This is a genomic window from Lactococcus sp. S64 (genome assembly GCF_016516525.1).
GTDB lineage: Bacteria > Bacillota > Bacilli > Lactobacillales > Streptococcaceae > Lactococcus > Lactococcus lactis.
Map to the genome: position 1 here is coordinate 60,367 of NZ_JACVUQ010000010.1, position 13,045 is coordinate 73,411.

Genomic DNA, 13,045 nt, shown 5'->3' on the forward strand with positions numbered 1-13,045 from the left:
AAACATCCTTTCGGTTTTTTAGGTTTCTACTGAAATTAAGCTGTTTAAGGAAATTTCCATATAGTTGAATAAAGCGTCAGAAATCTTTTTTTGAATTTTAACTTCTTTAACTTCGTAAGGGATCAATTTTAAGGGATTCAAAAAAATTATTCATACTGAATCAAAACTTGTAGTTGACCAGCTCGCAATGATCGGTTTATCCAAAACTTTTTTTATTTTATGCACCCAAACTTTTGGATTTTCACTGCTTACTTCCCAGTTTTCATTATCAATAACCCATTGATTCAGGTCGTTATCAAAAATTGCTGTAACTGTAACATTGGAGCGATTGTCCAGTTCAGTGGTTTTTCCTTTAACTTGTATGCCGATTTTAATATCTACATAGGCATCAAATTCAACCCTATTATCATTGTCCATTTTCATCGATTCAGTATTTATTATAATGGTCTGAAAACTTTCCTTATAACTTTCAATCTCATTTTTGAGAATCCCATAATAGTCATTTAACGATTGAGACCATGTGTTGCTTGTATTGTCCAGCTTATTAAAATCAAAATCATTATTGATGCAGTTCGCAAAAGACTGAATGTACCCTGTATAAAGATTCAAAAAACCCTCTTGAACATTTTTTTCCATCAAAAAATTTGTCTTTTCCTGAATATCGAGGATACCGTCCTGGTTTATCAGGTCAATACTTGCTGTTTTGGCTATTTTACCATACTCTGGAGAAGTCAACTTATAGTCTATTTTATAGTAGGCAGGAATAAAAGGTCCTGCATGCTCTCCTGTCTTGAGGTGCTCCCCTGCTAACGTTAGAGTGCTCGCATCATCTTCTGTCGTCAGGTCAATCTGTCGAGCAATAGGTAAAAATTGATGAATTCCAAAAAAACCTTGAGAAATTTCCTTAAAACTTTCTTTATTAAGTAAATCTTTCTTAATTTTTTCAACTGTTGTTTTTTTCTTAGCTCTCACAAATTTGTCAAATTCTGACTTGGTTATTTTTTGATGATTTGAGAATTCGGGGACAAATTTCAAAAATCTATTAAAATTATCCGTTTTTATAGCCTTAGCAGCGTTCATTGCTGCATAATCTGGAAGACTCCGATGATAAAAAAATGCTGACCCTACAATGCCAAGAAAACAACTAATGACAATTATCAGAGGAAAAGGTCTCTTAATTGATATAATCCTTTTCATTAGTAATTATCCATGCCACCCATGAAATCTGATTGGATATTTTTGAAATCATAATTTTTGTCTGAATCCTTATCATCGACGGTCCATTTTCCTGACTTTTCCTTAGTCAAAATTAGCTTTTCACCACCTTTATTCATGTTACTTGGTTGACTGGTTGGTGTATTTGCAAATTTTTGAGAAATATTTTGTACAAGATATTTGCTAGCAGCCGTCATCGCAGCATCATAATCATCAAATTTGCCTTCGTTTTGATTTTCCCAAGTTTCCATGATAGAGTCTGCATTGACATCAGAAAATTTGAGGACTGTTGGACTAACAGTCACAACCGCATAGTCAGGAAACATTTCAGAGATACCATATTCAACCTTGCCTCGTTTAGCATTTTCAGCCTCAAAGCTTGTGACGATCTTACCCAACTCTGCTTGTGATGGAGTGTAATAATCTTGTATTTCGGACTCTTGAGGAAATTTTTTGCTAAAAAGGGTATTAAAATCATTGTGAGCTTTGGTTAAATCATTGGTCAATTCCGACTTCACACCAGTTTTGCCTAGAAATACACTATCCACATAACTCTGGGCAAGCGTCGTTAATTCTTTTGTTGGATCTTTATACTTGCTCGTATCTACTTTCACTACAATATCATCAGGTTTCTTATCAGCTCCTGATGGCATTGGTGAGAAATGAAGTTCATATTTTTCACCCTTATCAACTTGAAATGCAATATAACCATCAAGAGTTTTATCTGGTGAGAGATTTCCTGCCTGTAGTGTCTTGAATTTTGAGTTGTCATTACCGTAGACAGATTCGGTACTGAGTTGATTCCCTTTACTGTCGTAGAGCTTAAAACTGCCATCATAAATACCATTCATTGTACTACCAGAGGTATTTTTAATTCCGACATTAAGAGCAAGCCATCCTTCTCCTGATTCTGCTGTTTTTCCGCTCTCAAGAACATAAGTCCCTGACTTAACATCAATTTTGGCGGGAACTGATGTCTTAGTCCCACAAGATGCAAGTAAACCTACAGAGAGCAGTGCAGTACCACAGAGAGCAAGGGTTTGTTTGATTTTCATATAAGTATTCTCCTAACCTTTTACGTAGTAGCATTACAAAAACTATCAGTTCTTTTGTTACTACAAGGTTAATTATAGTTAAGTTTGTAGCAAAAGTCAATTTAATCATAGACAAAAGAAACATTTTATAATTTATGAAATAAAAAAACAGATTTTAAGTTCATCAGTATTAGAAATATATATAAGAATATTTAAAACAAAAATTCTCATTTTACGGGAAATTCCGACAGAAATTTTAGAAAGCCTCCTAACTTATTTGATTTCAGAATTTTCGTTTTGTCCTTATTATAAGTGAAACAAAAATATACTTCGAGATAATATTTCAATAATCGTTTAATTTATGTTTTAATTAAAGGTATGAATAATAAAAGAGTAAAAAAAGCAACAGTTTTGTTAACAACAGGAGTTTTATTGGGTTCTTACTTAGCACCTAGTTTTGCTTTTGCACAGGAAACTACAGGAAATGTTGAAGGTAATATACTAGACTCAGAAAATCAAACTTTGCCATTGTCTAGTCCAGATGATGGAAACATGTTACCCTCTGCTGTTTATATGAAGGATAAGCAGACTAGTGATGAGAAAAAAGTAATCTCTCAAGATGCTTCTGATAGTGAGAGTTCCAATATTCTTCAAAAAAATAATGAACCTACCGTCCAAGGATCATGTGGTACTGCTCCAATAAGTTTAGATTTAACAACAGGTACTCTGACTATAGGTAGTGGTGTGGTGACCTATCTTGGTAGTGGACAAGGAGCGACATTAGCGGGATGGATGAGAAGAAGTAATATGGATTCGAGCATGGTTTCTAATATTAACATTGATGGAAGTTTAACCTTTACAGATGGAGATGCCTCAAGTTATTTTTTTGCTAGCATGGATAATTTGAAAATCATTACTGGACTAGGGAACTTGACATTTGGAACAAAGTATAATTTAAGAAGTATGTTTCTTGGTTGCTCTTCACTACTTTCTCTGGACATAGCGAACTTAAATACATCTGGTGCTACGGATGTTGGAAACATGTTTCAAGATTGTAGCTCTTTAACAACATTAGATTTATCTAATTTTGATACTTCAAAAGTAACCTACATGGGGCAGATGTTTAGTAGAGCCAGCAGTTTATCCTCAGTCAATATTTCTAACTTTGATACAAGTAATGTCACAGGTATGGATTTGATGTTTGATGAATGTACAAATCTAAAAGCGATTGATGTGAGCCATTTTAATACAAGTAATGTCACAAATATGTACGGGATGTTCTATGACTGCTCTTCTTTAGCAAAACTAAATTTGTCTAATTTTGATACAAGAAATGTTACAGAAATGACAGATATGTTGAATCTTAATGTCGGTGCGGGCTATTCAGCAGATAATTTCGAGTTAAGCTTAGGGAAGTATTTTGTTTCGACCCCTGGTAATTCCATCATGGATGATATTGGTGATACGGATAAACACACTAATAAATGGCAGAATGTTGGAGAGGGAACAGTTAATAACCCTAAAGGTAATTTCATTTATACTTCTTATGATTTAATGGCAAACTATGATGGTAATACAATGTCTGATATGTACGTTTTTCAAAGATTAGAGCCTGTAAAAGGAGCGGACGTAACGGCTAAATATATAGACACTAAAGGCAGCAAGATTTCAGAAGATATTGTGAAATCGGGTAATGTCGGTGATGACTATAGCACGGAACAAAAAGAGATTGCAGGTTATACATTTAAAGAAGTTCAAGGAAACGTATCTGGTCAATTCACTAATCAGGCTCAGACTGTGAATTATATCTACACGAAGAATCCCATTTCAGGAGGTGACGTGATAGCGAAATACGTTGATACAGATGGAAATTCCATTTCTGAGGATATTGTGAAATCGGGTAATGTCGGTGATGACTATAGTACAGAACAAAAAGAGATTGCAGGTTATACACTTAAAGAAGTTCAAGGAAACGTATCTGGTCAATTCACCAATCAGGCTCAGACTGTGACTTATATCTACACGAAGAATCCCATTTCAGGAGGCGACGTGACAGCGAAATACGTTGATACAGATGGAAATTCCATTTCTAAGGATATTGTGAAATCGGGAAATATTGGCGAGGACTATAGTACAGAACAAAAAGAGATTGCAAGTTATACATTTAAAGAAGTTCAAGGAAACATATCCGGTCAATTCACTAATCAAGCTCAGACAGTAATTTATGTCTACACAAAATCCAAAGTTATTCCTGAATCAAAAACAGATAATAAAACCAAGTATAAAGAAGAGACTCATCATGAAGGGATAGCTTTATCAGCAAAGGATGCTTTACCTGAAACTGGTGAGAGTGAAAAAATGGCATTGATAAATGTCTATATAGGTTTTATATTTCTAGTAATCTCACTTATTACAACTCTTTTAGGTGTAAAAAAATTTAGGAATTAATTATCATACAAAGATGATAAAAAAATTAAGTATCATTATAGTGGATGGATGAGGAGTTAAATGATGCCCAAATATAGATTAACAGCGTTAATTGGAGTAATCTTAAATAGTATTGTTGTTGTCTTTGCTTTTTTATTTGATTTTTTATCAATGATTAAAGACCAACAATTTTTAAATAACACAAATGAACAAATTGCAGCATTAGGTGGAAATGAAACAAATATGACAATTACCTTTGGCATACAGAGCATGATTTTAGTTACTTTTACTATCATATCACTTGTATTGTGTCTGGTATCATGGATTGCTTTTTCTCAATTAGCCCACAAGAATTCTTTTGGGTGGGAAATTTATCTCTTGACTCTTTCCCTCTTCTCTTTTCTGTCAGGGTTTAGGAATCTTATTGGAGTTTTCATGGGAGGAAATAAACTTATTTATGAAGATATCCTTTTGAGTTTTCTTAAAATTTCTTGTTCAATTTTTTTAGTTTTATCTTTTATATTTTGGAAAATACACTACGAAGAAAAGAAGATAAAAACGATGAATAAAAATGAACTTTGATATATGGAGCTTTAGAAAAAGCTGAAGATAAAATAAAAGCTAAACTTGAACAAATTCAGAAACATTCAATAAGTTTTAACTTATATTTTGGTTTCTGAGGATTGATTCTACTTAATTTGAAAATATAAAATGGAATTGGAAATGACTTACAAAGAAGATTTAGAACGTTCAAAAAGTATTTTAGATATTCAACAAGCCTATGAGAGAGAATGTCAAAGGAGATTTTTACTTCTTCAAGAAATGTTTCCAGATGATTCAGCTCGAATGATGCTTTCGGAACATTTAGCTATATGGTTAGCTGCGGAAAAATATGCAGTTGGGAAATTTGGTATTTCTGACAGACATTGGATTCAAGAAAAAATATAAATACACGTGGAATTATTATTTCACGTGTATTTTATTTGCCAGTTCAAAAAAGGACATCAGAGTATAAATGTCATTAAGTTAAGGAAATGGAAAGTTGGACTAATGTCAAATATTTAGACACAAAATGAGCTATCTTTTCTTAAAATAGTTCTCTTCCTTCTGATTTGGAGTTAAACCATTGTTGGCAGAATGAGGATTATAATTGTTATAAAATTGTTCGATATATTCAAAGCAAGAGAGTTGTACTTCTTGGATTGAATGATAAGTTATTCGGTTAATTTCGCGTTGTTTAAGGTACTTAAAAAAGACCTCAGTCACGGCATTATCATAAGGATATCCAGGTTTGGAGTAAGAAGCAAGCAACTGATGCTCATCTAATAGCTTTCTAAAGGAAGCTGATTTAAATTGACTTCCTTGATCCGAATGAAAAATGATTGGTTCTTTAGGTTTTCTCTTGTTTAGAGCAATCTCTAAAGTGTCACAGGCGAGCTTAGCATCAATTCGATCGCTTACTTTCCAAGCGATACATTTTCTAGAGTAGAGATCAAGAATGGCGCAGAGATAAACATGTCGTCTAGATCCTATAGAAATATAAGTGAAGTCGGTTGTCCACACTTGATTAGGGACTTAGGGTTAAATTCTTGTTTCAGTAGATTATCAGAAGAAAATATGGGAGAGTGGTTTGATTTAAAACGAGGTTTAATCGTTGACATTTTAGGGAGTGTCATAGAGTTGAGAAGTCGTAAGATACGCCCTTCAGAAATATTGATGCCATAATCACGCAGAAGGATGATTTTAAAAGCTCTCGTTCCAATTCTTTTCTTGGCTTTCATATAAATTTCAAGGAGTAACTTTCTCAAGCCTTGATTTTCTATTTCACGCTTTGAAGGCTTCTTGTTAATGAAGTTATAGTAGGTGGAACGATTGACATGTAAAACACGACAGAGCATAACTGTCGTGTGTTCAAATCGGAGTCGAAAGACGGCTTTTAATCTTACTTGGAGTTTTGCATGAATATGGCACTCGCTTTTTTTAAGATAAGATTTTCCTCTTCTAATTGTGCATTACGCTTTTGTAATTCTTGAATCTGTTTGGCGGTCAATACTGTATTATCTTCAAGTCGAACTTGAGAATACTGCTTGATCCATTTTGCGAGTGCAGAAGTGGAGACACCATAATCTTTACAGAGTTCGGCTTGAGTTTTACCTGTTTGGTAGAGGTTGACGAGAGATTGTTTAAAGTCCTCGTCGTAACGTTTAAATCCTGACATAAAAGTCCTTTCATTTTTGTGTCTTCCTAGACAGATTATAACACACGTATTTGTGTCTACTTTTATAGTATAGCTCCAAGATGAGTGTATATCAGTTTAGTAAAAAGAATTAAGTAGGTATAATGTAATTAAATAATAAATTAGGAGAGTTTATTAATGGAAGAACTACTATCGAAACTCATGCAACGACAAATAAAAATACTATATTATGTTTTAGGAAGGAGTGAAACCTCTATTAAAGAGATTTCTGAATTCTTTTCTTTTCCAAAAAGTATTGTGAAGAGAACCATATTAGACATTAATAATCAGTTTTTAAATCGCTTTGGAAAGCAAGATTTTATTGAATCAAGTAATTTTGGAGTAGTAAAAATAAACTCAAAATATTTGAGTGAGGGGCTCGATTCTGTCAATAAAATGAAATTATCGCTTCTGAAAGATAGCATTCCTTTCAAGTTTTGTGTACTTTTAATAACTAATGTATCAATGTCTGCAATTGAAATTAAGAATACTTTATTTATTTCAGCACCTTATCTCGACAAGATTTTATATAGGTTAAGGAGATATCTAAGGAGGTTTAATTTAAATGTCGAAGTGAAGAAAGGAGTATATGCTATTACTGGTAATGAGTTACATATTAGAATTTTTTCATTTTTAATTTTAAGTCAAACTTTCAGAAATATAGAATGGCCATATACAATAATATCTTTAGATGAAGTGAAAAAAAAGGTTAAAGTTAGTGATATGGTACGCCTCAAGTACAAGACTCAAGCAAAAAAATACTCGGTTTATTATCTCTTCGCCATTTTTTATACGAGGATCCGTGGGAATCATGGAATAAATCAGTATGATTCTAATGTGCAGAAAGACCTTTTTAAAGTTCTTTTTACTCAATTTTCTTTAGATAATATGGAGGATAAATCATACAAAGATGCTCTTTCTCAAACAATCTTCTCAGAAGTTGAAGTATATTATTTTACATTCTTACTTTCAATATCCAATTCAGATATGATATCAAAAAAAAATAAAATTAAGTTAGGAAAATTTTTAATTCATTATAATCATCCTTATTGTCAACAAGTTAATGAAATATTGAAAGAACAGTTTACTTATAACGAAAATAATGAAGAAAGTTATTTTCTGATGAGTTACATCTTAAATATGGCTATTATTTCGAGTTATCTTATGGAAGATACAGTAATAGAATTTAATAAGTTAATTGCTTCCGATCATCTACCATATTTGGACAGTAAAGAAAATGAGGTAAACGAATACTGGTTAAATACTTCAGCGATCGAGTTAGGAGATAATCAAAAAGAAGTTGTTAAACGTATTTTATATTCTTTTAATAACATCTCTAAAAAAAGTAATCTTATAATTTTTTTAGAGATGGCAAACGATCTTTCCTCAAGTCAATATATTGAGTTTAAACTTAGACAAACATTTAATTCAGAGAGGATAAAAATTACTAATGATATAGAAAAAGCGAATATGATTATCACAGATACATTTGAGGATTTGAAATACAATGATAAAGTTTTTTACTTAGACTCTATTAATAACAAAAATGCTTGGTCAGAACTCCAAATGTATATTTTAAAAACCTTCATGAGTAAAGAATAAATAGTATTATAAAACAATAGTAGAAAATAGATGAATCTCGATGAAATAAAAATAGTTCAAAAAGAGATTGCTTAGTAGCGATTTACTGAAACAACTAATCTGAGATAGCAGATTATGGATTATGATTTAAATAATATAAAAACCAATAGTAAGTACCAATTCTTAAATAAAATATTCTTAATCTTGATAACAAAAAAATAGCATTTTCAATAAAAAAAAGTGATAGCGCTTGCAATAACTAAAATGATGTGGGATACTATACTTGTATGAACATAACTAAATTTTTCTTCATTAGATTTAATTTAAGCTGTAGAAAGTGAAACATTCTTAACTCTTTGGAACCGTTTTAGATGGTAACCATTATAAATTTAAGTCCAATTAAAATTAAAAAATAAATAAGTTGTATTAATCTATTAGAGTAATAAAATTTATTTGTTTACTACTGATAGTTAAATGCAGTCTCAGTTACTTTTTATATGTGTAGAATTTGAATTCTATCGAAAGGGATTTATAAAGACGATGATTTTTTGTATTACCAAAAATACAATAAAAAACCATCGTAATTTCTAATATGTCTAAATGAATTTTTTACTAGACAATTTCATAATAAAAGTTTATAATATATTAAATTTCTTATAAAGGAGAGATAAAAATGGAAAATGTCGTAACTATTAATTTCAAAAGCAAAGAAAAAACTTATGAGGTTCTTTCAGAATTAAAATCTAATAATTTGTCTTTCAATATAATTACCGCAGGAATAATTGAAAAACAAAATGGCTCAATAATTGCTAAAGACGGATTTGATTATGAAACTCCAAATAAAAATTGGGCAATGGGTGGTTTATTAGGAAGCTTGTTAGGTGTAATTGGTGGACCTCTTGGAATGCTTTTTGGTGGAAGTCTTGGGATGATAATTGGAGACATCACTGATGATGAAGAATTGTCAAATAAAGTAGATACCGTGAGAGAAATTACTGATAATCTAGAATTAAATGGAACCGTTTTGATTTTATTAATCCAAGAAGATAACGTTTCATTATTAGATCATTATCTCTTTAAAAATGATGCTTCTCATGTTTCTAGAGAAAGTCTATCTTCAGTACAACAAAAGGTTATTATTGCTGAAAAAGCTCTAGAACTTTCAGAAACTGAGGCCAAAAAAAGAATTAAAGAGCAAAAGAAAGAAGAGTTCAGAGAAAAAACTAATGAAAAAGTAAAAAAACTTAAAGATAGGTTCTCTCATAATAAAAAATAAAATTCATCATATTATGTATTGTAACGAAAAAGGTAACTATGGATAAAAAAAATATTGATAAAATTGGAAGAATTGCCTCAATTATGTCTGTGTGTATGTATGTTTCTTACGTTCCACAAATTATGAGTAATTTAAATGGACAGCAGGGTAATCCCATTCAACCTTTTGTTGCTATGGTCAATTGTATAGTCTGGACCTTGTACGCTTCACTAAAAAAGGAAAAAGATATTGCAATTATCGTGGCGAATGTGCCTGGCATATTTTTGGGTCTAGTCACGTTTGTGACATCTATCTAAGGGCCTTGAATATACTATAAAATTATCAAAGCTAAATTCATTTAATCAAGATATAAAAAAATCTCCCGAATATAACGGAGATTTTTTTATATCTTGATTAAAGAACAATTAAAAGAATATTTTTAAATAAATGAGTCATATTGTTTTTGATAAAAATTAGCAATATCAATTGTGCTAATTGAAAAGAAAATATCTAAGGCATTGAGCATCAATCTATTTCCATCTTCTTTATCTGTAAATTTATACTTCCAATAACCTCTAGAAAAATTATAAAGATTTCTTAAATTCATCGAATTAATTAAATTAAAGGAATCAATTTTGCCAAGTATGTATTCCCCGTATTCTTTATACCCTCTGCTAGATAAAATAATCACCGCCTGACAACATGATTGCGTTAAGATAGATAGATGTTTAGGAGAATTGAAAATTTTATTAGTATCACTTAAGAACAAGTCGATTAAATACAGTATATCTTTGGTATTTAAATAATCCATAGTAAAGTAAAGAATCCATAATTCAGTCAAATTCCAAACTTTTATATCATAAAGATACGAAGTAATTGTCTCTATTTCATTTTGAGAGAGACCAATTAATCTGGATTTTGCAGAAATGGCAATATATGGGTAATCAATAGTTGTTTCTTTACACAACCTATTAAGCTCTTTTTTATCATTTTTTATTGTTGCTACTTCAAGTTCTCTTAATAAAATTTCAGGTTCGTTGGGATAGAAGTCGTTGAGAAGGTACTCGTATTCCTCCAGACTAATCCCCATAAATTGTAAAGCTTGTACGACCTTATCAAAACTCATCATAGTTTCAGAACGCTCAAACCTTGATAATGTAGGCTTTGAAATTCCAATAGCAGAAAATTCGGATAAAGAAATCTTTCTCTGCTTACGAATTTTTTTGAAAATCTGACCATATTTTTTATATATCATTTTTTTACTCCTAAATTTACTTTGATTATATTGATTGTTCCAGAAATGAAACGATAGAATATATAATTACATTTCTGGAACAACGAGAATATGATAGCTTTTTTGTAGTATATTATGTATATAATCAAAATATGAAAAGATTAAATACATTTTCTAGAAGAAAGTAAAATTTTCAATTCATATTATCATTAGATTTTATGACTTAATGTGATTATAACATATAAGTTATAAAATTTACTTTATTTTGAAAAGGAAACCTAATGAAAAAAAAATCTACAAGCATTGCTTTATTGATAATTCTATTGAGTTCTGCTACCCCTGCTATAGAGGCAGTTGCTGACAGTATAAGTGAATCATCCACTTCTAATCAATTAACTACTAATAATGGCTTGAAAGATTCTAACATCTTATCTTCAAGTTCAATTGAAGATAACAGATCAACTTCAACTCAGCAATCTACGGAAACACCAATTTTTAAAAGTTCATCTGCCACAAATCAAATATCTACTGGTCTAAATAGTAAAAAAACAAATATAGCACTAAATAAACAGAGTAAAGCAGGGTCAACTGGTATTACTTCGACGACAAATCATAAAGAAAGTTCTACAAGCACTTCTTCACAAGATGTTCCTGGACCTATGATTAAGAACGAGGATGGCAGTTATAGTGGAAAAATTGATAATGTATCATGTGAATTGTCTAAAGATGGCACGTTGACGCTGAGTGGTGGGAAAATAGTCGCTGAAGGATTTGTTCCTTGGCATGATGAATCGAACCTGGTAAAAAAAATTATTATACTAGGACCTCTCGAGCTCACTAGCCCTGAAACTATAAATGTCCCTACTGCTAGACAAATATTTTGTAACCTTCCTAATTTAACAGAAATAGAGGGATTAGAAAATGTTAATACAATAGGTATGACCACTCTTGAGGCAATGTTTGTTAATGATACTATGTTATCCACCTTGGATTTAAGTTCATTCAATACAAGTAATGTAACTACATTAGCAAGCATGTTTAGTGGAGATAGCAATTTAATAAGTATTGATGGTATCTCAGATTGGGATACCTCAAACGTTACAGATATGACTTCTCTTTTTATCAAAACAACCGCACTAAAAACATTAGATATATCAAAATGGAACACTAGCAATGTTATATCAATGGAAAATATGTTTGGAGGCAATGCAACTCCTACGCTAGATGTTACAAATTGGAATACAAGCAACGTTAAAAATATGTATGGGATATTCAATCATTCAAAAGCAACAATATTGAATGTCACAAATTGGGATACCTCGAATGTTGTGGATATGTCAGAGATGTTTAACGGAGCTTCGGTCTCTTCCTTAGACGTTTCAAATTGGAATACTCAATCAGCCACTCAAATGGATAAGACATTTAGATCTCTCTCTCGTATTAATGAATTAGATTTATCAAATTGGAATATGACAAATGTCACATCAATAACTTCTTTTTTTGAAGGAGATATTAGCCTCAACACTTTAAAACTCGGAAAAAATACCAGTTTCTCTCTAGATTCGGCTCTTCCTGAACCTTCTAGTGGTTTACCACATACAGGTAAATGGATAAACGTGGGATCAGGTACAAAAGACAGACCAAAAGGAAGTAATGTTTGGACATCACTAGAATTGGAAAAAAATTATGACGGTTCTAAAGATGACGATACTTATGTTTGGCAAATGTCTCATGCAGTTGTGAATGTACACGATTCTACAATCTATGTAGGAGATACTTGGAGAGCTGAAGATAACTTTGATTCAGCCGTTGATAAAGATGGTAATCCTGTAGACTTTAAAGATATTACCGTCGATTCAAGTAAAATGGATACATCAAAGGCAGGAGTTTATGAGGTTACCTACAGCTATGATGGTATGACAAGTACTGCTAAAGTAACGGTTAAGGATAAACAAACTGCTGTGAATGTACACGATTCTACAATCTATGTAGGAGATACTTGGAGAGCTGAAGATAACTTTGATTCAGCCGTTGATAAAGATGGTAATCCTGTAGACTTTAAA

Annotated in this window: 10 protein-coding genes and 1 pseudogene; 7 read left to right on the forward strand and 4 right to left on the reverse strand. The window is 31.5% G+C overall.

The genetic code is table 11. From position 1 onward, the window contains the following. Positions 1–150: 150 nt before the first annotated feature. Together IAE51_RS10330 and IAE51_RS10335 are read right to left on the reverse strand one after the other, a co-directional pair. Positions 151–1,197, reverse strand: coding sequence for a hypothetical protein (locus IAE51_RS10330; protein WP_200095341.1), 1,047 nt, complete (start codon positions 1,195–1,197; stop codon positions 151–153). Continuing rightward, positions 1,197–2,270, reverse strand: coding sequence for a DUF4352 domain-containing protein (locus IAE51_RS10335; RefSeq protein ID WP_200095343.1), 1,074 nt, complete (start codon positions 2,268–2,270; stop codon positions 1,197–1,199). Before IAE51_RS10335 ends, IAE51_RS10330 begins: the two co-directional genes overlap by 1 nt. A 357-nt stretch (positions 2,271–2,627) precedes the next feature. Here IAE51_RS10335 and IAE51_RS12240 point away from each other — a divergent pair, with 357 nt between their 5' ends. From IAE51_RS12240 to IAE51_RS10350, 3 genes are all read left to right on the forward strand, one after another. Then, the gene (locus tag IAE51_RS12240; RefSeq protein ID WP_233611060.1) at positions 2,628–4,697 is read left to right on the forward strand and encodes a MucBP domain-containing protein; all 2,070 of its coding nucleotides are present in this window, start codon (positions 2,628–2,630) and stop codon (positions 4,695–4,697) included. 60 nt (positions 4,698–4,757) lie between these two features. Beyond that, entirely contained in the window at positions 4,758–5,258 is a 501-nt protein-coding gene (locus IAE51_RS10345; RefSeq protein ID WP_200095345.1) for a hypothetical protein, read from the forward strand. Positions 5,259–5,399: 141 nt separating this feature from the next. Next, positions 5,400–5,624, forward strand: coding sequence for a hypothetical protein (locus IAE51_RS10350; RefSeq protein WP_200095347.1), 225 nt, complete (start codon positions 5,400–5,402; stop codon positions 5,622–5,624). 113 nt (positions 5,625–5,737) lie between these two features. Here the strand turns inward: IAE51_RS10350 and IAE51_RS10355 are convergent. Beyond that, a pseudogene (locus IAE51_RS10355) lies at positions 5,738–6,894 on the reverse strand (IS3 family transposase). Positions 6,895–7,050: 156 nt separating this feature from the next. Here IAE51_RS10355 and IAE51_RS10360 point away from each other — a divergent pair. The 3 genes from IAE51_RS10360 (at position 7,051) to IAE51_RS10370 (ending at position 10,065) form a co-directional block, all read left to right on the forward strand. Next, complete coding sequence (locus tag IAE51_RS10360; protein ID WP_200095349.1) at positions 7,051–8,514, forward strand: helix-turn-helix domain-containing protein; 1,464 nt, start codon at positions 7,051–7,053, stop codon at positions 8,512–8,514. 652 nt (positions 8,515–9,166) lie between these two features. Next, positions 9,167–9,769: a DUF1269 domain-containing protein gene (locus tag IAE51_RS10365; RefSeq protein WP_200095351.1), complete on the forward strand. Its 603-nt coding sequence runs from the start codon at positions 9,167–9,169 to the stop codon at positions 9,767–9,769. A gap of 38 nt (positions 9,770–9,807) precedes the next feature. Next, complete coding sequence (locus IAE51_RS10370) at positions 9,808–10,065, forward strand: SemiSWEET family transporter (protein ID WP_200095353.1); 258 nt, start codon at positions 9,808–9,810, stop codon at positions 10,063–10,065. A 122-nt stretch (positions 10,066–10,187) separates the two neighbouring features. On the opposite strand, the gene IAE51_RS10375 is transcribed toward IAE51_RS10370, so the two are convergent. Further along, positions 10,188–11,003, reverse strand: a complete 816-nt coding sequence (locus IAE51_RS10375) for an Rgg/GadR/MutR family transcriptional regulator (protein ID WP_200095355.1) — start codon at positions 11,001–11,003, stop codon at positions 10,188–10,190. A gap of 260 nt (positions 11,004–11,263) precedes the next feature. On the opposite strand from IAE51_RS10375, the gene IAE51_RS10380 reads away from it, so the two are divergent. After that, the coding region (locus IAE51_RS10380) for a BspA family leucine-rich repeat surface protein (RefSeq protein ID WP_200095357.1) at positions 11,264–13,045 on the forward strand (1,782 nt) is incomplete at its 3' end.

Excerpts from the sequence above, each read along its gene's own strand:
- IAE51_RS10330 (WP_200095341.1), bottom strand. The coding sequence starts at position 1,197 with ATGAAAAGGATTATATCAATTAAGAGACCTTTTCCTCTGATAATTGTC.
- IAE51_RS10335 (WP_200095343.1), bottom strand. The coding sequence starts at position 2,270 with ATGAAAATCAAACAAACCCTTGCTCTCTGTGGTACTGCACTGCTCTCT.
- IAE51_RS12240 (WP_233611060.1), top strand. The coding sequence starts at position 2,628 with ATGAATAATAAAAGAGTAAAAAAAGCAACAGTTTTGTTAACAACAGGA.
- IAE51_RS10345 (WP_200095345.1), top strand. The coding sequence starts at position 4,758 with ATGATGCCCAAATATAGATTAACAGCGTTAATTGGAGTAATCTTAAAT.
- IAE51_RS10350 (WP_200095347.1), top strand. The coding sequence starts at position 5,400 with ATGACTTACAAAGAAGATTTAGAACGTTCAAAAAGTATTTTAGATATT.
- IAE51_RS10360 (WP_200095349.1), top strand. The coding sequence starts at position 7,051 with ATGGAAGAACTACTATCGAAACTCATGCAACGACAAATAAAAATACTA.
- IAE51_RS10365 (WP_200095351.1), top strand. The coding sequence starts at position 9,167 with ATGGAAAATGTCGTAACTATTAATTTCAAAAGCAAAGAAAAAACTTAT.
- IAE51_RS10370 (WP_200095353.1), top strand. The coding sequence starts at position 9,808 with ATGGATAAAAAAAATATTGATAAAATTGGAAGAATTGCCTCAATTATG.
- IAE51_RS10375 (WP_200095355.1), bottom strand. The coding sequence starts at position 11,003 with ATGATATATAAAAAATATGGTCAGATTTTCAAAAAAATTCGTAAGCAG.